General features: G+C 50.2%; 22 protein-coding genes, 1 other RNA gene and 1 pseudogene. 16 read left to right on the forward strand and 8 right to left on the reverse strand.

Translation table 11 applies throughout. From position 1 onward, the window contains the following. Positions 1-74: 74 nt before the first annotated feature. From C7B16_RS24510 to kbaZ, 6 genes are read right to left on the reverse strand one after another with little or no spacing between them, the layout of a single operon-like run. A complete protein-coding gene (locus C7B16_RS24510) occupies positions 75-416 on the reverse strand; it encodes a hypothetical protein (protein ID WP_143192589.1) in 342 nt (113 codons plus the stop codon). Positions 417-448: 32 nt separating this feature from the next. Continuing rightward, positions 449-883 (reverse strand): PTS galactosamine/N-acetylgalactosamine transporter subunit IIA, encoded by a 435-nt coding sequence (gene agaF / locus C7B16_RS07575; protein ID WP_000948828.1) that lies wholly within the window; start codon positions 881-883, stop codon positions 449-451. A gap of 17 nt (positions 884-900) precedes the next feature. Continuing rightward, positions 901-1779: a PTS N-acetylgalactosamine transporter subunit IID gene (gene agaE / locus C7B16_RS07580; RefSeq protein WP_107179538.1), complete on the reverse strand. Its 879-nt coding sequence runs from the start codon at positions 1777-1779 to the stop codon at positions 901-903. Then, on the reverse strand, positions 1769-2548 hold the full coding sequence (agaW, locus tag C7B16_RS07585) for a PTS N-acetylgalactosamine transporter subunit IIC (protein WP_000406200.1): 780 nt from the start codon (positions 2546-2548) through the stop codon (positions 1769-1771). Before agaW ends, agaE begins: the two co-directional genes overlap by 11 nt. Positions 2549-2558: 10 nt before the next feature. After that, positions 2559-3032, reverse strand: a complete 474-nt coding sequence (gene agaV / locus C7B16_RS07590) for a PTS N-acetylgalactosamine transporter subunit IIB (protein ID WP_016249235.1) — start codon at positions 3030-3032, stop codon at positions 2559-2561. 26 nt (positions 3033-3058) lie between these two features. Then, entirely contained in the window at positions 3059-4339 is a 1281-nt protein-coding gene (gene kbaZ, locus C7B16_RS07595) for a tagatose-bisphosphate aldolase subunit KbaZ (RefSeq protein ID WP_107179539.1), read from the reverse strand. Between the two features lie 248 nt (positions 4340-4587). On the opposite strand from kbaZ, the gene agaR reads away from it, so the two are divergent. After that, positions 4588-5412 carry an aga operon transcriptional regulator AgaR gene (agaR, locus tag C7B16_RS07605; RefSeq protein ID WP_107179540.1) on the forward strand — a complete coding sequence of 275 codons (825 nt, stop codon included), beginning with the start codon at positions 4588-4590 and terminating at the stop codon, positions 5410-5412. Positions 5413-5463: 51 nt separating this feature from the next. Here agaR and garD read toward each other — a convergent pair whose 3' ends face one another. Then, positions 5464-7035, reverse strand: a complete 1572-nt coding sequence (gene garD / locus C7B16_RS07610; protein ID WP_001273732.1) for a galactarate dehydratase — start codon at positions 7033-7035, stop codon at positions 5464-5466. Between the two features lie 372 nt (positions 7036-7407). On the opposite strand from garD, the pseudogene garP reads away from it, so the two are divergent. From garP to C7B16_RS07690, 15 genes and pseudogenes are all read left to right on the forward strand, one after another. Continuing rightward, positions 7408-8741: pseudogene (gene garP, locus C7B16_RS07615) on the forward strand (galactarate/glucarate/glycerate transporter GarP). Positions 8742-8756: 15 nt separating this feature from the next. Next, positions 8757-9527: a 2-dehydro-3-deoxyglucarate aldolase gene (gene garL, locus C7B16_RS07620; protein ID WP_001058055.1), complete on the forward strand. Its 771-nt coding sequence runs from the start codon at positions 8757-8759 to the stop codon at positions 9525-9527. Between the two features lie 29 nt (positions 9528-9556). Next, on the forward strand, positions 9557-10450 hold the full coding sequence (gene garR / locus C7B16_RS07625) for a 2-hydroxy-3-oxopropionate reductase (protein WP_001517144.1): 894 nt from the start codon (positions 9557-9559) through the stop codon (positions 10448-10450). A gap of 92 nt (positions 10451-10542) precedes the next feature. Further along, positions 10543-11688: a glycerate 2-kinase gene (gene garK / locus C7B16_RS07630; RefSeq protein ID WP_016249234.1), complete on the forward strand. Its 1146-nt coding sequence runs from the start codon at positions 10543-10545 to the stop codon at positions 11686-11688. 32 nt (positions 11689-11720) lie between these two features. Beyond that, positions 11721-12098, forward strand: an RNA gene (gene rnpB, locus C7B16_RS07635) — RNase P RNA component class A. Positions 12099-12984: 886 nt separating this feature from the next. Beyond that, positions 12985-13923, forward strand: a complete 939-nt coding sequence (tdcA, locus tag C7B16_RS07645) for a transcriptional regulator TdcA (protein WP_000104220.1) — start codon at positions 12985-12987, stop codon at positions 13921-13923. Positions 13924-14021: 98 nt separating this feature from the next. Next, positions 14022-15011, forward strand: coding sequence for a bifunctional threonine ammonia-lyase/L-serine ammonia-lyase TdcB (gene tdcB, locus C7B16_RS07650; RefSeq protein WP_000548354.1), 990 nt, complete (start codon positions 14022-14024; stop codon positions 15009-15011). A 21-nt stretch (positions 15012-15032) separates the two neighbouring features. Continuing rightward, the gene (gene tdcC / locus C7B16_RS07655; RefSeq protein WP_000107717.1) at positions 15033-16364 is read left to right on the forward strand and encodes a threonine/serine transporter TdcC; all 1332 of its coding nucleotides are present in this window, start codon (positions 15033-15035) and stop codon (positions 16362-16364) included. A gap of 25 nt (positions 16365-16389) precedes the next feature. Further along, positions 16390-17598 (forward strand): propionate kinase, encoded by a 1209-nt coding sequence (tdcD, locus tag C7B16_RS07660; protein WP_010379154.1) that lies wholly within the window; start codon positions 16390-16392, stop codon positions 17596-17598. A gap of 33 nt (positions 17599-17631) precedes the next feature. Next, positions 17632-19926, forward strand: a complete 2295-nt coding sequence (gene tdcE, locus C7B16_RS07665; RefSeq protein WP_001517141.1) for a 2-ketobutyrate formate-lyase/pyruvate formate-lyase — start codon at positions 17632-17634, stop codon at positions 19924-19926. Between the two features lie 13 nt (positions 19927-19939). After that, complete coding sequence (locus tag C7B16_RS07670; protein ID WP_000719985.1) at positions 19940-20329, forward strand: enamine/imine deaminase; 390 nt, start codon at positions 19940-19942, stop codon at positions 20327-20329. A 69-nt stretch (positions 20330-20398) separates the two neighbouring features. After that, entirely contained in the window at positions 20399-21763 is a 1365-nt protein-coding gene (tdcG, locus tag C7B16_RS07675) for an L-serine ammonia-lyase (RefSeq protein ID WP_000622150.1), read from the forward strand. A gap of 278 nt (positions 21764-22041) precedes the next feature. Beyond that, positions 22042-23373 carry an amino acid permease gene (locus tag C7B16_RS07680; RefSeq protein ID WP_107179541.1) on the forward strand — a complete coding sequence of 444 codons (1332 nt, stop codon included), beginning with the start codon at positions 22042-22044 and terminating at the stop codon, positions 23371-23373. Positions 23374-23400: 27 nt separating this feature from the next. Further along, entirely contained in the window at positions 23401-24711 is a 1311-nt protein-coding gene (gene cyuA, locus C7B16_RS07685) for a cysteine desulfidase (RefSeq protein ID WP_000483437.1), read from the forward strand. A 76-nt stretch (positions 24712-24787) separates the two neighbouring features. Continuing rightward, positions 24788-25339 (forward strand): hypothetical protein, encoded by a 552-nt coding sequence (locus tag C7B16_RS07690; RefSeq protein WP_143192590.1) that lies wholly within the window; start codon positions 24788-24790, stop codon positions 25337-25339. A gap of 39 nt (positions 25340-25378) precedes the next feature. Here C7B16_RS07690 and yhaL read toward each other — a convergent pair whose 3' ends face one another. After that, a complete protein-coding gene (gene yhaL / locus C7B16_RS07695) occupies positions 25379-25543 on the reverse strand; it encodes a protein YhaL (protein WP_010379152.1) in 165 nt (54 codons plus the stop codon). Positions 25544-25554 lie beyond the last annotated feature (11 nt).

Below are 25554 nucleotides of genomic sequence, written 5' to 3' on the forward strand. Positions count from 1 at the left end.
TGATGAACTTGACTTCAGGCGGGTAGCTTTCGCTTGCCTTTCGTTTCATTTCACTTGGTTATTTCTTTCGTTGATTAAAATTTATAGAAAAGAAACTGAAAGTTCAATGGTGAAAAAAGAAATAAAACGAAATTTGTGATCGTTGAAAGAAAAGATAAGGGAAGTGAAAGGGATTGCATGATGGTGTAAATATCAGCATTGATTGCCGGATGCGGCGTAAACGCCTTATCCGCCTGGCTGTCACCAGCCGTAGGTCGGATAAGACATCCGACATTTACGCCGCAACGACGCTCCGTAGGTCGGATAAGACGCGTCAGCGTCGCATCCGACACCGGTGCAAAGGTCAAAACAAAAGAAAGACCTTGCGGGGGGAAGTGAAAGCCAGAAAAGAAACGAAAGTGTAAAACGTCACCCACTGTCTTTTACTAACAGCGGCGGGGCGCTTACCTTATATCCCTTCCTCGACCGGACATTCTTCATGGCAGCGATCCAGCTCGTCCACCAGACTGGTCAGCCCACGGTGTCCGCACTCCAACGCCTGCACGCGAAACTCTTCGCTACTTAACCCTTCACGTTCCAGCACCATCTCCAGTAACAGTTGCAAATTGGTGCCGGTGATCACTTCACAGCCCGGTTTTTGCATCGCCAGCGTTGAAGCCACGCGAAACGGCGTGCCGCCGAGCAAATCCGTTAGAAAAACAATGCCGTCTTCACAATCCAGTTGGGCGATGGCTTCTTCAAGCTGCGATGTAAGCAGCGCGGTGCTTGAGGTTTCCGGAAAATCGATGGCGATAAACTGCGATTGCTCACCGAGAATTTGTTTCATCGCTTTTTCCATGCCGCTGGCAAATCCGCCATGCCCTGTCAAAATAATACTTAACATCTATTACCTCATTGTATTTAAAGGAAATGGCAAAATTTACCGACGATGCCGAGAACCACCGTGATTGCAATCAGGCGCAACGGACTCCAGCCGCGACGTACCAGCCAGAACATGGTCAGGGTATAGACCAGCGGTAAGAAGGCAGGCATCAGTTTGTCGATAACGTCAGCCTGCAACTTAACCACTGCGTCGCCCGCCGTGATTTCCAGAGTGGTGCTTAAACGGACATAGGTTGCAACCAGCGCGCCGATTACCGTCATCCCGACGATAGACGCCGCATGGCCGACTTTTTTGGTATTCGCTTTAATCAGCGGGATCGCCGCGACGCCCATGCGATAAGCGTAATGCGCAAGGCCAAAACGCAGACCGAGATGCACCACGTTGAACAGAACAATAAATACGACAGCGCCGAGAATAGATCCTTGCAAAGCGAGACTGGCACCAATCCCGCCACAAATTGATAGCAACGTCAGCCAGAACATCGCATCGCCAATCCCGCCCAGCGGCGCACCGACAGCAATCTTGGTGCTCTGAATACTGTTAACGTCCTGCTTGGAACGCTCCATCGCGAGGATAATGCCAATAACAAACGTCACCAGAAACGGGTGAGTATTGAAGAAACCCATATGCCCTTTCATGGCGCGCGCCAGGTCGCGTTTATTGGTGTGGATCTTTTTCAGTGCAGGTAACAGACCATACAGCCAACCGGAAGCCTGCATACGTTCGTAGTTGAAAGAAGCCTGTAACAGCATGGAACGCCATGCGACGCGATTGATATCTTTTTTCGTTAGCTCTGCGCCAATGCTCTGATCTTCATATACGTTTTCATTGACGCCGTTCAGCAGTGTTTCTTCATTTTCGCTGACGTTCGGCAGGGTCGTTTGATTAGATGCCATCTTCAAATTCCTCTTTCTGTGCCGCAGGTTGAGTCGGTTCAGGAGATTTACGCAGCAGGTCGATCAGCGCCATCGCCAGCGCGGCGGCGGCAATAGCCAACACCGGTAACTTGAGCCAGGCGGCGGCAACGAACCCCAGGATGAAGTAAGGGATATAGACGTTTTTCATCATGATTTTCAGTAGTACGGCAAAACCGATTGCTGGCATGATGCCGCCCGCGACGCCGAGGCCGTCGATTAACCGTTGCGGCAGGACATCAATGATGGTTTTGGCATGTTCCGCACCGAAGTAAATTGGCAGGAAAGCGCAGAGAAAATAGAAGGTGCCGAGCGCCAGTAGCGCCAGATAGTTTACGCGCTCAATACCGCGCGTATCGGCATTCTCCGCCATTCGGTCGCAGCGGGACATCACACCAGACATCACCGAGAACAGGAAGGTAATCCCCATTTGTACCGCGACCGCGAAAGGTACGGCGACGCCGACCGCGACATCCGGTTTCACGCCGGTAGTGATGGCAAATGCCGTGCCGACGATAGTGCCGATAATCACGTTAGGTGGCTGTGCGCCCGCCAGCGGAGCCAGCCCCATCCACACCAGCTCCAGTGTACCGCCAGTTAAAATACCGGTATGCAGATCGCCAAGTACCAGTCCGACCAACGGCCCGAGAACCACCGGGCGGTGTATATGGGTTAAGCCGTTAAACATATCCAGGCCTGCGATAAAGGCGATAATGCCCAACGCGAATGCCTGCAACAGACTGATTTCCATGATGAATCCCTCAAAGTAATTTAAAGAGGTCCACAGCAGGTTCTGTCGGGACGCCCTGAACGAAGCATTCCACCCCTGCGGATTTCAGGTCGTTAAATGCCGCGATATCGCCCGCATCCACAGAAACCGTTTTGGCGATTTGCTGTTTGCCATTGGCGTAGTGCATATTGCCAACGTTAATGCGGTTAACCGGAACGCCACCTTTAACCAGCGTCAGGAAATCGGCTGGTGTTTTACAAACCAGCAAGATTTTCTGCCGATCAGCAGCGCGGTGGATGTTGTCGATCACTTTTTGTAGTGCCCAGAAACGCACGGCGATCCCTTCTGCCAGCACCATTTCCATCAGGTTTTGTTGTACCGGATCTTCGGCAACCTCATCATTGGCTACCAGAACCAGATTTGCCCCCGCAAATCCAACCCACTGAACGCCGACCTGACCGTGAATCAAGCGTTCATCAATCCGGCTTAAAACAATATTTGGCATAGCGTGTTCCTCGTTTTTGTTATGGCTTACTGGCCTTCACAGGCAGCGTGGTACTGCGCCAGGATGTCCTGAATATGGTTAATAATGAGTGCCCGTGGCGTTGGCTGTAGCTCACCGGAGCGAACTTTTACGTATTGCAGCGGCAGGTACTGGCTGATGAGTGGCTGCGGAATTGGCGCATCTGCCAGGTTGCGGACCAGGTGGGCGAAAGCATCATCAATCTGCCGGTCTGGCCAGTAATAACGCACGCGATCCGAGTAACTGTAGCCGCGTGCCAGACGACGCGCGTTCCCGTCCCTGTGGTAATGGCTTTGCCAGTATTCCGGACGGTCGAGCATCACGTTTTCCAGTACCTGACGCAGACCAGAACAGGCTTTTGCTGGCACCAGTTCTTCTTCGATAGCCGCCAGAGAAAACAGGGCTTCACGTAGGGCGAAGGTCAGCGCCGGGCCAACTTTCAGAATGGCAAAGTGGTCAATGACCAACTGGCGCAGCGATTGCGGTGTTTGATAATCGGTAGAATGAGCTTCGAAAATCAGTGTTTCGTAGTTTTCGACCATCTGACTTAAGGCGATCGCTTTTGCAGGCTGATAATCAATAACGTTGGTGTGATCGAATTCGACGCCGGGTTGTACCACCAGCGCAATAATACGTGGCCAGATGGCATTCAGACCTTGCTTTTCAAAAGCATGACGATGGGCTTCCAGCGTGGTGCGGGCGGCATCCGGTGTAGTCACTGCCAGTTCGCTTAAGGTTTCATGTGCGCCGCCAGGAACCGGAACTTCAGTTCCAATGACATACACCAGATCGGCCTCGCCAAAGTGTTCACGGCAGGTTTCTTCCGCCACTTTCGCCAGGCGAGCGGCGCGTTCAGCAACGATGTCATCGGTTAAGGGGATCGGATCGCCCTGACAGGACATGCTGCAATCAAGGTGAATTTTTTTGAATCCCGCCGTGACGTAGCTTTTTATCAAATCATCGGCATTAGCCATCGCCTGGGTTGCGGGCAGGTTTTGCCAGCGGTTAGGTCCCAGATGATCGCCACCGAGAATTAGCATGTCTTGTGGGAAATTCAGCGAGTCGGCAAGCTGGCAAACAAAGCCGCGAAAATCGGCAGGCGTCATTCCGGTATAACCGCCGAACTGATCCACCTGATTGGACGTTGCTTCAATCAGTAGTGGCGTTTGGTTTGAGAAGGCGTAGCGGATGGTAGCTTCCAGCACCAGCGGATGTGCGGAACAAACGGCATAAATCCCATTTGTTTTGCCCCCTTTGTGCTGCCTCACCATTTCTGTCAGATGTTTCACTTTCCTCTCCAGTTTAGATTACTGCAACCTTGATCTTTCGTTTTGTTTCAATTGATACTGCGTCATGGTGAGATAAAAATAAAACGAAAGATAATAGTTTTCTGATCTGATTCACAAAAGAAACATAATGAAAGCTTCTGAAACGAGGGGCGCTTGCGTCAATGGGCAATGTGGGCTTGCATTTGGTTAATAGAAAGGCGTTAATAAGCAAAACGAAATGAAACGAAAGTTTTACGAAAGGACTTACTATGAGTAATACCGACGCTTCAGGCGAGAAGCGAGTAACAGGCACCAGTGAGAGACGAGAACAGATCATTCAGCGCCTGCGGCAGCAAGGAAGTGTGCAAGTTAATGATCTATCGGCATTGTACGGCGTTTCTACGGTGACGATCCGTAACGATCTGGCATTTCTGGAAAAGCAGGGGATCGCCGTGCGTGCTTATGGTGGCGCGTTGATCTGCGATAGCACGACACCGTCAGTCGAACCTTCGGTGGAAGATAAAAGTGCGCTCAACACTGCGATGAAACGCAGCGTTGCGAAAGCTGCTGTTGAGCTGATTAAGCCTGGCCATCGCGTGATCCTCGACTCCGGAACCACAACCTTTGAGATTGCCCGTCTGATGCGCAAGCATACTGACGTGATTGCGATGACCAACGGTATGAACGTGGCTAATGCTTTGCTGGAAGCTGAGGGCGTTGAGCTACTGATGACCGGCGGGCATTTGCGCCGTCAGTCACAATCTTTTTATGGCGATCAGGCTGAACAATCGCTGCAAAATTACCACTTCGACATGCTGTTTCTCGGTGTAGATGCTATCGATCTGGAGCGCGGCGTCAGTACGCACAATGAAGATGAAGCCCGTTTGAACCGCCGGATGTGCGAAGTTGCGGAACGGATCATCGTGGTCACAGATTCCAGTAAGTTCAATCGCTCCGGTTTACATAAGATCATTGATACCCAGCGGATCGATATGATCATTGTCGATGAAGGCATTCCTGCGGATAGTCTGGAAGGGCTACGAAAGGCCGGGGTTGAGATGATTCTGGTCGGGGAGAACGCGTCTTCGCTATGACTTACTATGCCCGATAAACGTGTGCCATCGGGCATAATACAAATTGAGTTATCAAGTCACCGGTGCCGGGTTAAACACCGCCAGTTGGTTATGCAGTCCCCATTGGTCTGAGAAGGTTTTCTTCTTCCCGCTGGCAACGTCGAGAATAAAGTGGAACAGTTTCCAGCCCACCTCTTCAATCGTCTCTTCGCCGGTGGCGATGGTGCCCGCATTAATATCCATCAAATCAAACCAACGGTTCGCCAGTTCAGTGCGGGTTGCCATTTTAATGACCGGCACTGCCATCAGGCCGTAAGGTGTGCCGCGACCGGTCGTAAATACTTGAACGGTAATTCCTGAAGCCACCTGTTGGGTGCCACAGACAAAGTCGCTGGCTGGCGTCGCGGCGTAAATTAATCCACGTTTGGTCGGACGCTGCCCTGGCGACAGCACTTCTACAATCGCGCTTTTACCTGATTTGGCAATGGAGCCGAGAGCCTTCTCCACGACGTTTGCCAGACCGCCTTTTTTGTTTCCCGGCGAAGGGTTGGCGCTGCGGTCGGTTTTCCCCATATTGAGATAGTTGTCGTACCATTCCATCTCTTCCAGCAGACGCTTACCGACCTCTTCGTTAACGGCGCGCGGCGTCAGCAGATGAATGGCGTCGCGTACTTCCGTCACTTCCGAGAACATCACCGTTGCACCACAGCGCACCAGCAGATCAGACGCATAGCCAACCGCCGGATTGGCTGTCACGCCAGAAAACGCATCGCTGCCGCCGCACTGCATACCAACAACCAGTTCTGAAGCCGGGCAGGTTTCTCGCTGACGTTGATTCAGCTTGTGCAGATGGCGTTCGGCAACCTGCAAAATATCCTCAACCATTGACTGAAAACCGACATGCTTTTCATCCTGCAAGCTGACAATACTGGCGCTTTCCAGTGGAATAGCCTGCACATCGTCCGTACCGACCAGCAGGCGCTCTGGTTGCAATTTCTCGCATCCGAGGCCAATCACCATCACCTCGCCGCCAAAGTTTGGGTTCAGCGAAATGTTGTGAATGGTTCGAATAGGCACCACCGCCGCTGGGGCATTAATCGCCACGCCACAGCCGTACAGGTGATTCAGCCCCACCACACCATCGACGTTCGGGTATTTCGGCAGCAGGTCGCGCTCAATAATTTTCACCACGTAATCGACGACGCCTGCCACACAATGCACGCTGGTCGTGATGCCGAGCAGGTTCTTGGTGCCCACACTGCCATCGGCATTGCGATAGCCTTCAAAGGTATAACCTTCCAGCGGCGGTAAAGGTTCCGGCACTTTGGTTGCCAGAGGCAAAGTATGTAAGGGGGGCGCTTCAGGCAGAACCACCATCGATTCATCGATCCAGCTTCCACGTGGGATGGCGCGCATGGCGTAACCAATCACTTCGCCATAACGAATAATTTCGCCATCAGCAGGAATGTCGATCAATGCGACTTTATGCCCCTGGGGAATATGCTCAATTAATTCCAGGCCGTCCGGAAAACGCGTTCCTGCTTTCAGGCCATTATCATTAACAATAATTGCCACATTATCTGTGTCATGAACTTTTATATAAAACGCAGTCGGCGTTTCTTGTCTTATTTCGATATTGGCCATTGTTCAATATTCTCCAGCCAGGGGGATATTAAAATGAGCATTAGATCTCATTTAAAAATAAATAACTTCATTAGGTGAAATAAGAATGTCAGGAGTTTAACGGTAGAAATGTGATCAATGTCAATCATTTCAGGGATTGCGACGCTACCCGGCAAGGCAAAGCGTAAATCTGTGCTTTAGCGCGCAATGTTATGTGCATATGCTCAAAATAATATTTAAATTACATTATTTAAGTTCGCATTTGCACAATGATTATTATTACCCCGCTGCTTATACTAATTCACGAGGCCATTGTCATAACTATATGAATGGAACTCATAAATAATACCTTCCCAATAATAAAAATCAACATAAGTACCCGAGGTAAATAAAATGATTCTGGACACCATTGAAGAAAAAAAGAAAAGCGTGCATACCCGCTATTTAATATTATTTATTATTTTTATTGTGACAGCCGTTAACTATGCCGACCGTGCAACGCTGTCGATTGCCGGTACTGAAGTAGCAAAAGAACTGCAATTAAGCACGGTTTCGATGGGGTACATTTTCTCCGCTTTTGGCTGGGCCTATCTGCTAATGCAAATCCCTGGCGGCTGGCTGCTGGATAAGTTTGGATCGAAGAAAGTTTACACTTACAGCCTCTTTTTCTGGTCGCTGTTTACCTTCCTGCAAGGCTTTGTCGATATGTTCCCTATTGCCTGGGCAGGGATCTCCATGTTCTTCATGCGCTTTATGTTGGGCTTCTCGGAAGCGCCGTCATTCCCGGCGAACGCCCGTATTGTTGCCGCCTGGTTCCCGACTAAAGAACGCGGAACAGCTTCCGCCATCTTTAACTCGGCGCAATATTTCTCGCTGGCGCTCTTTTCGCCGCTGCTTGGCTGGCTGACTTTCGCCTGGGGCTGGGAGCACGTCTTTACCGTTATGGGGGGGATTGGTTTTGTACTAACGGCGCTGTGGATTAAGTTGATTCATAACCCGACAGACCATCCGCGCATGTCTGCGGAAGAGTTGAAGTTTATCTCCGAAAATGGTGCGGTGGTCGATATGGATCACAAAAAGCCAGGCGGTGCGACAGCAAGCGGTCCTAAGCTGCATTACATCAAGCAATTGCTCTCTAACCGCATGATGCTGGGGGTATTTTTCGGGCAATATTTTATCAACACCATCACCTGGTTCTTCCTCACCTGGTTCCCGATTTATCTGGTACAGGAAAAGGGGATGTCGATTCTGAAAGTCGGCCTGGTTGCGTCGATTCCGGCATTGTGTGGATTTGCTGGCGGCGTGCTTGGGGGTGTCTTCTCGGATTATCGATCAAACGCGGTTTGTCACTGACTCTGGCACGTAAGCTACCAATTGTGCTGGGAATGTTGCTGGCTTCCACCATCATCTTATGTAACTACACCAACAACACCACGCTGGTGGTCATGCTGATGGCGTTAGCCTTCTTTGGCAAAGGATTTGGCGCACTGGGCTGGCCGGTGGTTTCCGATACCGCACCGAAAGAGATTGTTGGCCTCTGCGGCGGCGTCTTTAACGTCTTTGGCAATGTCGCCTCCATTGTCACTCCACTGGTGATTGGTTACCTGGTTAGTGAACTGCATTCCTTCAATGCGGCGCTGGTATTTGTGGGATGTTCGGCGCTGATGGCAATGGTCTGCTACCTCTTCGTGGTTGGTGACATTAAACGTATGGAATTGCAGAAATAAGCAAAGGTATAAGCGATGAATAACGATATTTTCCCCAATAAGTTCAAAGCCGCGTTGGCTGCGAAACAGGTACAGATTGGCTGCTGGTCAGCACTTTCTAACCCGATCAGCACTGAAGTTCTTGGTTTGGCTGGCTTTGACTGGCTGGTGCTGGATGGCGAACATGCGCCAAACGATATTTCCACGTTCATCCCGCAGTTGATGGCGTTGAAAGGTAGCGCCAGTGCGCCAGTAGTGAGGGTGCCGACCAACGAACCGGTGATTATTAAGCGCCTGTTAGATATCGGTTTTTACAACTTCCTGATCCCCTTTGTCGAAACGGAAGAAGACGCGGTACAGGCGGTAGCATCAACGCGTTATCCACCAGAAGGTATTCGCGGCGTCTCCGTTTCTCACCGCGCCAATATGTTTGGCACCGTACCGGACTATTTCGCCCGGTCGAATAAGAACATCGCCATTCTGGCGCAAATCGAAAGCCAGCAGGGCGTCGATAACGTTGACGCCATCGCTGCGACCGAAGGCGTTGATGGCATTTTCGTTGGCCCCAGCGATCTGGCGGCGGCATTAGGTCATCTCGGCAATGCGTCACATCCGGAGGTACAAAAAGCGATTCAACATATTTTCAACCGCGCCAGCGCTTACGGTAAACCCAGTGGCATCCTCGCGCCAGTTGAAGCCGATGCACGCCGTTATCTGGAATGGGGTGCCACATTTGTCGCTGTCGGCAGCGACCTCGGTATTTTCCGCTCCGCCACGCAGAAACTGGCAGATGCCTTTAAAAAATAACGACCACCGCAACAAGAGAGATGATTGATATGACTATGAAAGTTGGTTTTATTGGCCTGGGTATTATGGGTAAACCAATGAGTAAAAACCTTCTGAAAGCAGGTTACTCGCTGGTGGTTTCTGACCGTAATCCAGAAGCTATCGCTGACGTGATTACCGCAGGTGCAGAAACCGCGTCTACGGCTAAAGCCATCGCTGAACAGTGCGATGTCATCATTACCATGCTGCCAAACTCTCCGCACGTGAAAGAAGTGGCGCTGGGGGAAAATGGCATCATTGAAGGTGCAAAACCAGGGACGGTATTAATCGATATGAGTTCAATCGCTCCGCTGGCAAGCCGTGAAATCAGCGAAGCACTGAAAGCGAAAGGTATTGATATGCTGGACGCCCCGGTGAGCGGCGGTGAACCGAAAGCCATCGATGGCACCCTGTCAGTTATGGTGGGTGGCGACAAAGCTATTTTCGACAAATACTATGACTTGATGAAAGCGATGGCGGGATCCGTTGTATATACCGGAGAAATCGGTGCAGGCAACGTCACCAAACTGGCAAACCAGGTCATTGTAGCGCTGAATATTGCGGCGATGTCAGAAGCGTTAACGCTGGCAACCAAAGCGGGCGTTAATCCTGATCTGGTTTATCAGGCGATTCGTGGTGGGCTGGCGGGAAGTACTGTACTCGATGCAAAAGCGCCGCTGGTGATGGACAGGAATTTCAAGCCGGGCTTCCGTATCGATCTGCATATTAAGGATCTGGCAAATGCGCTGGATACCTCCCATGACGTTGGTGCGCAATTGCCGCTGACCGCAGTGGTCATGGAGATGATGCAGGCGCTGCGTGCCGATGGGCTGGGAACAGCAGACCACAGCGCTCTGGCGTGCTACTACGAAAAACTGGCGAAAGTCGAAGTCACTCGCGAGTGACGTCGTGCCCGGATGGCGTGGTGCAATCCGGGCTGGGAGCCAGGCCGAATAAGAGAAACGCCCTCCGGCGTCATGTGGTAACAGGCAAAGATATGAAAATCGTAATCGCCCCAGATTCTTACAAAGAAAGTTTATCTGCCAGCGAGGTTGCGCAGGCGATAGAAAAGGGATTTCGGGAAATTTTTCCTGATGCACACTATGTTTCTGTTCCCGTTGCTGATGGCGGTGAAGGAACGGTGGAAGCGATGATTGCTGCCACTCAGGGGACCGAACGTCAAGCCTGGGTTACGGGGCCGCTGGGTGAGAAGGTGAATGCCTGTTGGGGGATCTCTGGCGACGGTAAAACCGCGTTTATTGAAATGGCGGCGGCCAGTGGGCTGGCGTTGGTTCCAGCGGAAAAGCGTGATCCGTTGGTGACCACTTCTCGTGGTACGGGTGAATTAATCTTGCAGGCGCTGGAGAGCGGCGCAACCACTATTATTATCGGCATTGGCGGCAGTGCTACCAATGATGGCGGCGCGGGAATGGTGCAGGCGCTGGGAGCGAAGTTAAGCGATGCCAGTGGTAATGAAATCGGCTTTGGTGGCGGCAGCCTCAATACCCTGAATACCATTGATATCTCTGGCCTTGATCCACGCTTAAAGGATTGTACGATTCGCGTCGCCTGCGATGTCACCAATCCGCTGGTGGGCGACAGCGGCGCGTCACGTATCTTTGGCCCGCAGAAAGGGGCTAATGAAGCCACGATTGTTGAGCTGGACAAGAATCTCTCTCACTATGCTGATGTCATCAAAAAATCGCTGTATGTTGATGTGAAAGACGTCCCCGGATCTGGTGCTGCGGGCGGTATGGGGGCGGCGCTAATGGCGTTTCTTGGTGCAGAGCTAAAGAGCGGCATTGAGATTGTGACTACGGCGTTAAATCTGGAAGAACATATTCACGATTGTACGTTGGTGATCACCGGAGAAGGGCGCATTGATAGCCAGAGTATCCACGGCAAAGTACCGATTGGCGTAGCGAATGTCGCGAAGAAATATCATAAACCGGTAATTGGTATTGCAGGGAGTCTGACGAAGGATGTCGGCGTTGTGCATCAGCACGGCATCGATGCCGTATTCAGCGTGTTGAACAGCATTGTTACCCTGGATGAAGCTTTCAGCGGGGCTTATGACAATATTTACCGCGCTTCACGCAATATCGCCGCCACACTGGCGATTGGAATGCGCAGTGCGGGGTGACAAGGGCGCGCAAACCCTCTATACTTCGCGCCGAAGCTGACCAGACAGTCGCCGCTTCGTCGTCGTCCTCTTCGGGGGGAGACGGGCGGAGGGGAGGAAAGTCCGGGCTCCATAGGGCAGGGTGCCAGGTAACGCCTGGGGGGGAAACCCACGACCAGTGCAACAGAGAGCAAACCGCCGATGGCCCACGCAAGTGGGATCAGGTAAGGGTGAAAGGGTGCGGTAAGAGCGCACCGCGCGGCTGGTAACAGTCCGTGGCACGGTAAACTCCACCCGGAGCAAGGCCAAATAGGGGTTCATAAGGTACGGCCCGTACTGAACCCGGGTAGGCTGCTTGAGCCAGTGAGCGATTGCTGGCCTAGATGAATGACTGTCCACGACAGAACCCGGCTTATCGGTCAGTTTCACCTGATTTAACAAAGCCCGTCAGTGCAAGCTGGCGGGTTTTTGCTTTTTTGGGAGGGCGGGAAGATGAATGACTGTCCACGACGCTATACCCAAAAGAACGCGGCTTATCGGTCAGTTTCACCTGATTTAACAAAGCCCGTCAGTGCAAGCTGGCGGGTTTTTGCTTTTTGGGGCGGGCAGGAAGATGAATGACTGTCCACGACGCTATACCCAAAAGAACGCGGCCTGTTGGTTTAATATAAACACTCTTTTTAGCCATCCTGTGGTCTATGCTGATAACTTACTTCGAATAGCAATTATTAGTTTTGTGATCCTCAACACAAAATGCTATTCGGTAACCGTAAAACAAGAATAAATCATGGGAAACGATTGCGTTCACAAAATGACGTCCTGCCATTGAGAGGAAAAATGACGTTAATAAATTGTTTTGTTTGTTTAATATATGTTTGTTAGGTTTTAAGCTTTTGCTATAATCAATGTTTCATCTTCAACAAATGGCGCAAAAAAATGTGATGTGCCGCATTATTTATCTATGAAAACGATTTGTTTATAATAAAATTTGATAACTTGCTCATTAAATTTAACTTAAAATTCGTCTGCGAAATACACGGTAATTGATTGAAATATCGTCTAAGCGCATTTTCTAATAAGAAAAATCAAGCGTGTTGTTATCGCCATAAAATATGGTTATCCCCCCTTGTTTTTTTGATAAAAGTCAGGCTTTGTGTTGATTTTTATTGTCTAACTCATTGATATTAAATGGATATATCGCTTTAAGGATTTACCTGGAAAACTATTGAAAGTTAATTTGTGAGTGGTCGCACATATCCTGTTCATTCCATTTTGATACAATTCATTCCGTCAATGAGGTAATTAACGCAGGTTGTTATGAGCACTATTCTTCTTCCTAAAACGCAACACCTGGTAGTCTTTCAGGAAGTCATCAGAAGTGGCTCTATTGGATCGGCTGCAAAAGAATTAGGGCTAACTCAACCAGCGGTAAGTAAAATCATTAACGATATTGAAGATTATTTTGGCGTTGAATTAGTCGTTCGGAAAAATACCGGCGTAACGCTGACACCTGCTGGTCAATTGTTGCTCTCTCGTTCCGAATCCATTACCCGCGAAATGAAAAATATGGTTAATGAGATTAGCGGTATGTCCACTGAGGCTGTAGTGGAAGTCTCATTTGGTTTTCCATCGCTGATTGGCTTTACCTTTATGTCCGGGATGATCAACAAATTCAAAGAGGTGTTCCCGAAAGCGCAGGTCTCAATGTATGAAGCGCAACTGTCTTCGTTCTTACCGGCTATCCGCGATGGGCGCCTGGATTTTGCGATAGGTACGTTAAGTGCAGAAATGAAGCTTCAGGATTTGCATGTTGAGCCGCTGTTCGAATCAGAATTCGTGCTGGTTGCCGGTAAGTCCCGAACATGCACCGGCACCACCACGCTGGAGTCTTTGAAGAACGAACAGTGGGTGTTGCCACAAACGAATATGGGATACTACAGCGAGCTACTCACCACGCTACAAAGAAATGGCATCAGTATTGAAAACATCGTTAAAACCGACTCGGTCGTCACCATTTATAATCTTGTTCTCAATGCTGATTTCTTAACCGTTATTCCCTGCGATATGACTTCACCTTTTGGTTCTAATCAATTTATTACTATTCCGGTTGAGGAAACGTTGCCGGTGGCACGATATGCCGCAGTATGGTCAAAAAATTATCGTATCAAAAAAGCAGCATCAGTTTTGGTGGAATTAGCTAAAGAGTATTCATCTTATAATGGGTGTCGACGAAGGCAATTAATAGAAGTTGGTTAGTTATTTGTTTTTTATTTAAACATGAATAATCCACCTGTATTTTTACAGGTGTTGGTTACGGTTACCTACAAATTTAATTCAGGCGAAGAGGTTTTATAATGCATATTACATACGATCTGCCGGTTGCTATTGATGACATTATTGAAGCAAAACAACGTCTGGCTGGGCGAATTTATAAAACAGGCATGCCTCGCTCTAACTACTTTAGTGAACGTTGCAAAGGTGAAATATTCCTGAAGTTTGAAAACATGCAGCGTACTGGTTCATTTAAAATTCGAGGTGCATTTAATAAATTAAGCTCCTTAACCGATGCCGAGAAACGCAAGGGGGTAGTGGCCTGTTCGGCGGGCAACCATGCACAAGGGGTTTCGCTTTCCTGTGCGATGCTGGGGATTGATGGTAAAGTCGTGATGCCGAAAGGCGCGCCAAAATCCAAAGTTGCGGCAACGTGTGACTACTCCGCTGAAGTCGTACTGCATGGCGATAACTTCAACGATACCATCGCCAAAGTAAGTGAAATTGTCGAAACGGAAGGTCGCATCTTTATTCCCCCTTATGATGATCCGAAAGTCATTGCCGGCCAGGGAACGATTGGTCTGGAAATTATGGAAGATCTCTATGATGTCGATAACGTAATTGTACCAATTGGCGGTGGTGGTTTAATTGCCGGTATTGCAGTGGCGATTAAATCTATTAACCCAACTATCCGTGTTATTGGTGTGCAGTCAGAAAACGTTCACGGTATGGCGGCTTCTTTCCACTCGGGAGAAATAACCACGCACCGAACTACCGGCACCCTGGCGGATGGTTGTGATGTCGCTCGCCCGGGTAATTTAACTTACGAAATCGTTCGTGAATTAGTCGATGATATCGTGCTGGTTAGCGAAGACGAAATCAGAAACAGTATGATTGCCTTAATTCAGCGCAATAAAGTCGTCACCGAAGGCGCGGGCGCTCTGGCATGTGCTGCATTATTAAGCGGTAAATTAGACCAATATATTCAAAACAGAAAAACCGTCAGTATTATTTCCGGCGGTAATATCGATCTTTCCCGCGTCTCTCAAATCACCGGTTTCGTTGGCGCTTAATTAATTCGTTGAGGATAGGATATGAGTACTTCAGATAGCATTGTATCCAGCCAGACAAAACAATCGTCATGGCGTAAATCAGATACCACATGGACGTTAGGTTTGTTTGGCACGGCAATCGGCGCCGGGGTGCTGTTCTTCCCTATCCGCGCAGGTTTTGGCGGACTAATTCCGATTCTGCTGATGTTGGTATTGGCATACCCAATCGCGTTTTATTGTCACCGGGCGCTGGCGCGTCTGTGCCTTTCCGGCTCTAACCCTTCCGGCAACATTACGGAAACGGTGGAAGAGCATTTTGGTAAAACCGGCGGCGTGGTCATTACGTTCCTGTATTTCTTCGCGATTTGCCCACTGCTGTGGATTTATGGCGTTACCATTACCAACACCTTTATGACTTTCTGGGAAAACCAGCTCGGCTTTGCGCCACTGAATCGCGGCTTTGTGGCGCTGTTCCTGCTGCTGTTGATGGCCTTCGTCATCTGGTTTGGTAAGGATCTGATGGTTAAAGTAATGAGCTACCTGGTATGGCCGTTTATCGCCAGCCTGGTGCTGATTTCTCTGTCGCTGATCCCTTACTGGAACTCTGCGGTTATCGATCAAGTTGATCTCGGTGCGCTGTCGTTAACGGGTCATGATGGCATTCTGATCACCGTCTGGTTGGGGATTTCCATTATGGTCTTCTCCTTTAACTTCTCGCCAATCGTCTCTTCCTTCGTGGTTTCTAAACGTGAAGAGTATGAGAAAGATTTTGGACGCGACTTCACCGAGCGTAAATGTTCACAAATTATCTCTCGTGCCAGCATGTTGATGGTTGCGGTAGTGATGTTCTTCGCCTTTAGCTGCCTGTTTACTCTTTCTCCGGCGAATATGGCGGAAGCGAAAGCGCAGAATATTCCGGTACTTTCTTATCTGGCTAACCACTTTGCGTCCATGACCGGCACCAAAACGACGTTCGCTATTACGCTGGAATATGCGGCTTCCATCATCGCACTGGTGGCTATCTTCAAATCTTTCTTCGGTCACTATTTGGGGACGCTGGAAGGTCTGAACGGTCTGATTCTGAAGTTCGGTTATAAAGGTGACAAAACCAAAGTGTCGCTGGGTAAACTGAATACTATCAGCATGATCTTCATCATGGGCTCTACCTGGGTTGTCGCCTACGCCAACCCGAACATTCTGGACCTGATTGAAGCGATGGGTGCGCCGATTATTGCCTCACTGCTGTGCCTGTTGCCGATGTACGCCATTCGTAAAGCGCCGTCTCTGGCGAAATACCGTGGTCGTCTGGATAACGTGTTTGTCACCGTGATTGGTCTGCTGACCATCCTGAACATCGTATACAAACTGTTTTAATCTGTAACTCAGGATGAGAAAAGAGATGAATGAATATCCGGTTGTTTTAGTTATTAACTGTGGTTCGTCTTCAATTAAGTTTTCTGTGCTGGATACCTCAGACTGTGAAGTATTAATGTCAGGTATTGCCGATGGTATTAACTCGGAAAATGCATTCTTATCCGTAAATGGAGGAGAGCCAGCACCGCTGGCTCACCACAGCTACGAAGGTGCATTGAAGGCAATTGCATTTGAACTGGAAAAACGGAATTTAAATGACAGAGTGGCCTTAATTGGCCACCGTATCGCCCACGGCGGCAGTATTTTTACCGAGTCCGCCATTATTACCGATGAGGTCATTGATAATATCCGCCGTGTTTCCCCGCTTGCGCCGCTGCATAATTACGCCAATTTAAGTGGTATTGAATCGGCACAGCAATTATTTCCAGGTGTAACTCAGGTGGCGGTATTTGATACCAGCTTCCATCAGACAATGGCTCCAGAGGCTTATTTATATGGCCTGCCGTGGAAATATTACGAAGAGCTTGGCGTGCGTCGTTATGGCTTCCACGGAACCTCGCACCGCTACGTTTCTCAGCGCGCCTATTCGCTGCTGGATCTGGCGGAAGATGACTCCGGTCTGGTGGTCGCGCATCTTGGCAATGGTGCATCTATCTGTGCAGTTCGCAATGGTCAGAGCGTGGATACCTCAATGGGAATGACGCCGCTGGAAGGGTTGATGATGGGCACGCGCAGTGGTGATGTTGACTTCGGTGCGATGTCCTGGGTGGCGAGTCAAACCAACCAGAGCCTGGGCGACCTGGAACGCGTGGTAAATAAAGAGTCGGGATTATTAGGTATTTCCGGTCTTTCTTCCGACTTGCGCGTACTGGAAAAAGCCTGGCATGAAGGCCATGAGCGTGCACAACTGGCAATTAAAACCTTTGTTCACCGAATTGCCCGCCATATTGCCGGACACGCTGCCTCATTACATCGCCTGGATGGAATTATATTCACCGGTGGAATAGGGGAGAACTCAAGTTTAATTCGTCGTTTGGTTATGGAACATTTAGCTGTATTAGGAGTAGAGATTGATACAGAAATGAATAATCGATCTAACTCTTACGGTGAACGAATTATTTCCAGTGAAAATGCGAGCGTAATTTGCGCCGTTATTCCGACCAACGAAGAAAAAATGATTGCCTTAGATGCGATTCATTTAGGCAAAGTAAACGCCCCCGCAGAATTTGCATAATTTAGTTGAAGTATTGTAGAGAGATTATTTTTCATGAAGGTAGATATCGATACCAGCGATAAGCTGTACGCCGACGCATGGCTTGGCTTTAAAGGTACGGACTGGAAAAACGAAATTAATGTCCGCGATTTTATTCAACACAACTATACACCTTATGAAGGGGATGAATCTTTCCTTGCCGAAGCAACGCCTGCAACCACGGCGTTGTGGGAAAAAGTAATGGAGGGCATTCGTATCGAAAACGCGACTCACGCGCCGTTAGATTTCGATACCAATATTGCCACCACCATTACCGCTCATGATGCGGGATATATTGATCAGCCGCTGGAAAAAATAGTGGGTCTGCAAACGGATGCGCCGTTAAAACGCGCGCTGCATCCGTTCGGTGGCATTAATATGATTAAAAGTTCATTCCACGCGTATGGCCGTGAAATGGACAGCGAATTTGAGTACATCTTTACCGATCTGCGTAAAACCCATAACCAGGGGGTATTTGATGTTTATTCACCGGATATGCTGCGCTGCCGTAAATCTGGGGTACTGACCGGTTTGCCGGACGGTTATGGTCGCGGACGTATTATCGGAGACTATCGCCGCGTGGCGTTGTACGGCATCAGCTATCTGGTGCGTGAACGCGAACTGCAATTTGCCGATCTTCAGTCTCGTCTGGAAAAAGGCGAAGATCTGGAAGCCACTATCCGTCTGCGTGAAGAACTGGCAGAACATCGTCGTGCGCTGTTACAGATTCAGGAAATGGCAGCGAAATATGGCTTTGACATTTCCCGTCCGGCGCAAAATGCGCAGGAAGCGGTGCAATGGCTCTATTTCGCCTACCTGGCGGCGGTGAAATCGCAAAACGGTGGTGCGATGTCACTTGGTCGTACCGCGTCGTTCCTCGATATCTACATTGAACGCGACTTTAAAGCCGGTGTGCTCAATGAGCAGCAGGCGCAGGAACTGATCGACCACTTCATCATGAAGATCCGCATGGTGCGCTTCTTGCGTACACCAGAATTTGATTCGCTGTTCTCCGGCGATCCAATCTGGGCTACGGAAGTGATCGGCGGGATGGGGCTGGATGGCCGCACACTGGTGACCAAAAACTCCTTCCGTTATCTGCATACCCTGCACACTATGGGGCCAGCACCGGAACCTAACCTGACTATTCTGTGGTCGGAAGCGCTGCCGATTGCCTTCAAAAAATATGCGGCGCAAGTGTCTATCGTCACTTCTTCCTTGCAGTATGAAAACGACGATCTGATGCGCACTGACTTCAACAGCGACGATTACGCGATTGCCTGCTGCGTCAGCCCAATGGTGATTGGTAAGCAGATGCAGTTCTTCGGCGCACGCGCTAACCTGGCGAAAACATTGCTGTATGCAATCAACGGCGGGATGGACGAGAAGCTGAAGATTCAGGTGGGCCCGAAAATGGCTCCGCTGATGGACGACGTGCTGGACTACGACAAAGTGATGGATAACCTCGACCACTTCATGGACTGGCTGGCGGTGCAGTACATCAGCGCGCTGAACCTCATCCACTACATGCATGACAAGTACAGCTACGAAGCCTCGCTGATGGCACTGCACGATCGTGATGTTTATCGCACGATGGCATGCGGGATTGCTGGCTTGTCGGTGGCGACGGACTCCTTGTCCGCAATTAAATATGCTCGCGTGAAACCGATTCGTGACGAAAACGGTCTGGCGGTGGACTTCGAAATTGACGGTGAATATCCGCAGTACGGCAACAACGACGAGCGCGTAGACAGTATTGCCTGCGACCTGGTTGAACGCTTTATGAAGAAAATTAAAGCGCTACCAACCTATCGTAACGCCGTGCCGACCCAGTCGATTCTGACGATCACCTCAAACGTCGTGTATGGACAGAAGACCGGTAACACGCCGGACGGTCGTCGTGCGGGTACTCCGTTTGCCCCTGGCGCTAACCCGATGCACGGTCGTGACCGCAAAGGGGCCGTGGCTTCACTGACCTCTGTGGCGAAACTGCCGTTCACCTACGCCAAAGACGGTATTTCGTACACCTTCTCAATTGTCCCTGCGGCGTTGGGCAAAGAAGATCCGGTACGCAAAACCAACCTTGTCGGTCTGCTGGATGGCTATTTCCACCACGAAGCGGATATCGAAGGCGGTCAACATCTCAACGTCAACGTTATGAACCGGGAAATGTTGTTGGATGCCATCGAGCACCCGGAAAAATACCCTAACCTGACAATCCGTGTCTCTGGCTACGCTGTGCGCTTCAACGCGCTGACCCGTGAACAGCAACAGGATGTGATTTCACGTACCTTTACCCAGGCGCTCTGACGCCGGAGGATGTATGAAAAAAATTATCGAAACGCAACGTGCCCCGGGTGCAATCGGCCCTTATGTTCAGGGTGTGGATTTAGGCAGCATGGTCTTCACTTCCGGGCAAATTCCGGTTTGCCCGCAGAGCGGCGAGATCCCGGCTGATGTGAAAGATCAGGCACGTTTAAGCCTGCAAAACGTCAAAGAGATTGTTGTCGCTGCCGGTTTGTCCGTGGGCGATATCGTCAAGATGACGGTATTTATCACCGATCTGAACGACTTCGCCACCATCAATGAAGTCTATAAGCAGTTCTTTGATGAGCATCAGGCGACCTACCCGACCCGTAGCTGCGTGCAGGTCGCGCGTTTGCCGAAAGATGTGAAGCTGGAAATCGAAGCTATCGCAGTACGTAGCGTGTAAAGCCCGGAGTGGGGCGGCCGCAGAGTCGTCCCACTCCTCTTCACAGAGTGGCAATCCGAGAGTGTGGTTATGATTAGTGCATTCGATATTTTCAAAATTGGTATTGGTCCCTCCAGTTCGCATACCGTGGGGCCAATGAATGCTGGAAAAAGTTTTATCGATCGGCTGGTAAGTAGTGGTTTATTAACCGCAACGAGCCACATTGTGGTCGATCTTTACGGGTCGTTGTCACTGACGGGCAAAGGCCATGCCACGGATATCGCTATCATCATGGGACTGGCAGGGAACAGTCCGCAGGATGTTGTTATTGATGAGATCCCTGCATTTATTGAACTTGTGACGCGCAGTAGTCGACTCCCGGTGGCGGCAGGCGCACATGTGGTTGATTTTCCTGTAGCAAAAAACATTATTTTTCATCCGGAAATGTTGCCGCGTCATGAGAACGGAATGCGGATTACTGCCTGGAAAGGGCAGAAAGAACTCTTAAGCAAAACCTATTATTCTGTCGGCGGCGGTTTTATTGTTGAAGACGAACACTTCGGCCTGACGCATGATGTCGAAATGCCAGTACCTTATGACTTCCATTCGGCAGGCGAACTGCTGAAAATGTGTGATTACAATGGGCTGTCTATTTCTGGTCTGATGATGCAAAACGAACTGGCGTTGCGCAGCAAAGCGGAAATTGACGCTGGTTTTGCGCGTATCTGGCAGGTGATGTCTGACGGTATTGAACGCGGCATGAATACCGAAGGCGTATTGCCTGGCCCGCTCAATGTCCCACGCCGGTCGGTGGCGCTGCGCCGCTTGCTGCTTTCTAGTGACAATATCTCTAACGATCCAATGAATGTGATCGACTGGATCAATATGTTTGCTCTGGCGGTCAGTGAAGAAAACGCCGCTGGTGGACGTGTAGTGACGGCACCCACTAACGGCGCTTGCGGTATTATTCCGGCGGTGCTGGCCTATTACGATAAATTCCGCCGTCCGCTCAATGAGCGCTCTATCGCTCGTTTTCTACTGGCGGCTGGTGCTATCGGCGCGCTATATAAAATGAATGCCTCCATTTCCGGTGCGGAAGTGGGGTGTCAGGGGGAAATTGGCGTGGCCTGTTCGATGGCAGCGGCAGGGCTAACCGAACTGCTGGGCGGTAGCCCGGCTCAGGTGTGTAATGCGGCGGAAATCGCCATGGAGCATAACCTTGGGCTGACCTGCGATCCGGTAGCCGGGCAGGTGCAAATTCCGTGTATTGAGCGGAATGCGATTAATGCCGTGAAAGCGGTGAACGCAGCGCGGATGGCGATGCAGCGTACCTCTGCACCACGTGTTTCGCTCGATAAAGTGATCGAGACGATGTATGAGACTGGCAAAGATATGAACGATAAATACCGCGAAACTTCACGCGGAGGACTGGCTATTAAAGTGGTCTGCGGCTGACATTGTTGTCAGCTTTCATCCTTGGGTGCACAAAATGTGCACCCTTTTTTATTGTGATCTGCCGCAAATAGAGAATAACCATTTCCTATTTATCGATTTGGTAGAAAATTATTATCCATCACCGTTATTTCAAAGTCTTGATTGTGAAGATTTTCTCTGACCTCACGCGTATCATTTCTTTATTCTAATAACTCGCCTGCAAAAAACGTAGACCGCATATCGCCTTGATGCGGCTCGGAAAAAAATAATAAGCCCTACAAAATATTGAGCGAGAAATTATGGAAATTGCATCGAATAAAGGCGTTATTGCAGACGCTTCGACCCCGGCGGGTCGTGCTGGAATGAGCGAAAGTGAGTGGCGTGAAGCAATCAAATTCGACAGTACCGACACCGGTTGGGTGATTATGAGTATTGGGATGGCGATTGGCGCGGGGATTGTTTTTCTCCCGGTGCAGGTCGGTTTGATGGGATTGTGGGTATTTTTGCTCTCATCAGTGATTGGTTACCCGGCAATGTATCTGTTTCAGCGGTTGTTTATTAATACGCTGGCCGAATCGCCGGAGTGTAAAGATTATCCGAGCGTCATCAGTGGCTATTTAGGCAAAAACTGGGGCATCCTGTTAGGTGCACTTTATTTCGTGATGCTGGTGATCTGGATGTTCGTCTATTCCACCGCCATCACCAACGATAGTGCCTCCTATCTGCATACTTTTGGCGTGACCGAAAGCGTGCTGTCAGACAATCCGTTTTATGGACTGGTACTGATTTGTATTCTGGTGGCGATCTCCTCACGCGGCGAGAAACTGTTATTCAAAATTTCAACCGGCATGGTGCTGACCAAACTGTTGGTAGTCGCGGCATTAGGCGTGTCGATGGTCGGAATGTGGCATCTGTATAACGTGGGTTCGCTGCCGCCGCTGGGGCTGCTGGTGAAAAACGTGATTATTACGCTGCCGTTTACTCTGACCTCAATCCTGTTTATTCAGACTTTAAGCCCGATGGTGATTTCCTATCGCTCGCGGGAAAAATCGATTGAAGTGGCGCGACATAAAGCGCTACGGGCAATGAACATTGCATTTGGCATTTTGTTCGTCACTGTCTTTTTCTATGCCGTGTCGTTCACCCTGGCGATGGGACATGACGAAGCGGTAAAAGCCTATGAGCAGAATATTTCTGCCCTGGCGATTGCCGCGCAGTTTATTAGCGGTGATGGCGCAGCGTGGGTAAAAGTGGTCAGCGTCATTCTCAATATCTTTGCCGTAATGACCGCGTTCTTTGGCGTCTATTTAGGCTTTCGCGAAGCCACGCAAGGGATAGTAATGAACATCCTGCGCCGCAAGATACCCGCCGAGAAGATTAACGAAAATCTCGTCCAGCGCGGCATCATGATTTTCGCTATTTTACTGGCCTGGAGCGCCATCGTACTGAACGCGCCGGTGTTGAGCTTCACCTCTATCTGTAGCCCGATTTTCGGCATGGTGGGGTGCCTGATCCCGGCGTGGCTGGTTTACAAAGTACCGGCATTGCACAAATACAAAGGTGCCTCTCTGTACCTGATTATCGTCACCGGTTTGTTGCTCTGTGTTTCACCGTTCCTGGCATTTTCTTGATTTACCTGAAATTTTAAGGTTTTTATTATGTTTAATTCGACTTTAAATCCGTTATGGCAGCGTTACATCCTCGCAGTACAGGAGGAGGTAAAACCGGCGCTGGGATGTACTGAACCTATTTCACTGGCGCTGGCAGCGGCGGTTGCTGCGGCAGAACTGGAAGGTCCGGTTGAACGTGTAGAAGCCTGGGTTTCGCCAAATCTGATGAAGAACGGTCTGGGGGTCACCGTTCCCGGTACGGGAATGGTGGGGCTGCCGATTGCAGCGGCGCTGGGAGCGTTAGGCGGAAATGCCAAAGCTGGGCTGGAAGTGCTGAAAGATGCGACAGCACAGGCGATTGCCGATGCCAAAGCGTTGCTGGCGGCGGGAAAAGTGTCGGTTAAGATCCAGGAGCCTTGCGATGAAATCCTCTTCTCTCGCGCCAAAGTCTGGAGTGGTGAGAAGTGGGCTTGTGTCACCATCGTCGGCGGACATACCAACATTGTGCATATTGAGACGCACAATGGCGTGGTGTTTACTCAACAGGCGTGTGTGGCCGAGGGCGAGCAAGAGTCGCCGCTGGCGGTGCTGTCTAATACGACGCTGGCAGAGATCCTGAAGTTCGTCAATGAAGTGCCGTTTGAGGCGATTCGCTTTATTCTCGATTCTGCGAAGTTAAATTGCGCATTATCGCAGGAAGGTTTAAGCGGTAACTGGGGGTTGCATATTGGCGCGACGCTGGAAAAACAGTGTGCACGCGGTTTGCTGGCGAAAGATCTCTCTTCGTCAATTGTGATTCGTACCAGCGCGGCATCTGATGCGCGTATGGGCGGCGCAACGCTTCCGGCGATGAGTAACTCGGGTTCTGGTAATCAGGGGATCACCGCGACAATGCCTGTGGTAGTGGTAGCGGAACACTTCGGTGCTGATGATGAGCGTCTGGCGCGCGCGTTGATGCTTTCGCATTTGAGCGCGATTTACATCCATAACCAGTTGCCGCGATTGTCTGCGCTGTGTGCTGCAACGACGGCTGCAATGGGGGCCGCCGCCGGGATGGCATGGCTGGTGGATGGGCGTTATGAAACGATCTCAATGGCGATCAGCAGTATGATCGGTGATGTTAGCGGTATGATTTGCGATGGCGCATCGAACAGTTGTGCTATGAAGGTTTCGACCAGTGCTTCGGCAGCATGGAAAGCGGTGTTAATGGCGCTGGATGATACTGCCGTGACCGGCAATGAAGGCATTGTGGCGCATGATGTTGAGCAGTCGATTGCCAATCTGTGTGCGCTGGCAAGCCATTCGATGCAGCAAACGGATCGGCAGATTATCGAGATTATGGCGAGCAAGGCCAGATAAGCGCCGGATTTCGGATGTCATACCTGATGCCGGATGCGATGCTGGCGCATCTTATCCGGCCTACGGGTTGTGCAATTTGTTGGGTTTTGTACCCGGTGCCGGATGCGATGCTGGTGCATCTTATCCGGCCTACGGATTGTGCAATTTGTTGGTTTTGTTGGGTTTTGTACCCGGTGCCGGATGCGATGCTGGCGCATCTTATCCGGCCTACGGGTTGTGCAATTTGTTGGTTTTGTTGGGTTTTGTACCCGGTGCTGGATGCGATGCTGGCGCATCTTATCCGGCCTACGGGGTGTGCAATTTGTTGGTTTTGTTGGGTTTTGTACCCGGTGCCGGATGCGATGCTGGTGCATCTTATCCGGCCTACGGATTGTGCAATTTGTTGGTTTTGTTGGGTTTTGTACCCGGTGCCGGATGCGATGCTGGTGCATCTTATCCGGCCTGCGGATTGTGCAATTTGTTAGTTTTGTTGGGTTTTGTACCCGGTGCCGGATGCGATGCTGGCGCATCTTATCCGGCCTACGGGTTGTGCAATTTGTTGGTTTTGTTGGGTTTTGTACCCGGTGCCGGATGCGATGCTGGCGCATCTTATCCGGCCTACGGATTGTGCAATTTGTTGGTTTTGTAGGCCGGATAAGGCGTTTACGCCGCATCCGGCAACCTGTCTTTACGCGGTAGCTTCATCCTCGGCTAACCGCGTTTCAGCATCAGCGACTATCGCTTCCAGCTCACTCAACATCTCTTCATAGCCAAAGTTTTTAGTAGCGCGGGTGGCTTCTTTCGCCACTACGGACTTCACTTGTTGACGTTTCTTCGTCGATTTTTTACTCACCATCTTCTCCC

The sequence above is a fragment of the Escherichia sp. 20412-1 genome (assembly GCF_003027595.1).
In the GTDB taxonomy this organism is placed as follows: Bacteria; Pseudomonadota; Gammaproteobacteria; order Enterobacterales; family Enterobacteriaceae; genus Escherichia; species Escherichia marmotae.

Coding starts and splice junctions, on each gene's coding strand:
- tdcD (WP_010379154.1), top strand. CDS start 16,390: ATGAATGAATATCCGGTTGTTTTAGTTATTAACTGTGGTTCGTCTTCA.
- garL (WP_001058055.1), top strand. CDS start 8,757: ATGAATAACGATATTTTCCCCAATAAGTTCAAAGCCGCGTTGGCTGCG.
- C7B16_RS07680 (WP_107179541.1), top strand. CDS start 22,042: ATGGAAATTGCATCGAATAAAGGCGTTATTGCAGACGCTTCGACCCCG.
- tdcG (WP_000622150.1), top strand. CDS start 20,399: ATGATTAGTGCATTCGATATTTTCAAAATTGGTATTGGTCCCTCCAGT.
- tdcE (WP_001517141.1), top strand. CDS start 17,632: ATGAAGGTAGATATCGATACCAGCGATAAGCTGTACGCCGACGCATGG.
- agaV (WP_016249235.1), bottom strand. CDS start 3,032: ATGCCAAATATTGTTTTAAGCCGGATTGATGAACGCTTGATTCACGGT.
- tdcB (WP_000548354.1), top strand. CDS start 14,022: ATGCATATTACATACGATCTGCCGGTTGCTATTGATGACATTATTGAA.
- garK (WP_016249234.1), top strand. CDS start 10,543: ATGAAAATCGTAATCGCCCCAGATTCTTACAAAGAAAGTTTATCTGCC.
- garR (WP_001517144.1), top strand. CDS start 9,557: ATGACTATGAAAGTTGGTTTTATTGGCCTGGGTATTATGGGTAAACCA.
- agaR (WP_107179540.1), top strand. CDS start 4,588: ATGAGTAATACCGACGCTTCAGGCGAGAAGCGAGTAACAGGCACCAGT.
- cyuA (WP_000483437.1), top strand. CDS start 23,401: ATGTTTAATTCGACTTTAAATCCGTTATGGCAGCGTTACATCCTCGCA.
- garD (WP_001273732.1), bottom strand. CDS start 7,035: ATGGCCAATATCGAAATAAGACAAGAAACGCCGACTGCGTTTTATATA.
- tdcA (WP_000104220.1), top strand. CDS start 12,985: ATGAGCACTATTCTTCTTCCTAAAACGCAACACCTGGTAGTCTTTCAG.
- agaE (WP_107179538.1), bottom strand. CDS start 1,779: ATGGCATCTAATCAAACGACCCTGCCGAACGTCAGCGAAAATGAAGAA.
- agaW (WP_000406200.1), bottom strand. CDS start 2,548: ATGGAAATCAGTCTGTTGCAGGCATTCGCGTTGGGCATTATCGCCTTT.
- tdcC (WP_000107717.1), top strand. CDS start 15,033: ATGAGTACTTCAGATAGCATTGTATCCAGCCAGACAAAACAATCGTCA.
- C7B16_RS07670 (WP_000719985.1), top strand. CDS start 19,940: ATGAAAAAAATTATCGAAACGCAACGTGCCCCGGGTGCAATCGGCCCT.
- agaF (WP_000948828.1), bottom strand. CDS start 883: ATGTTAAGTATTATTTTGACAGGGCATGGCGGATTTGCCAGCGGCATG.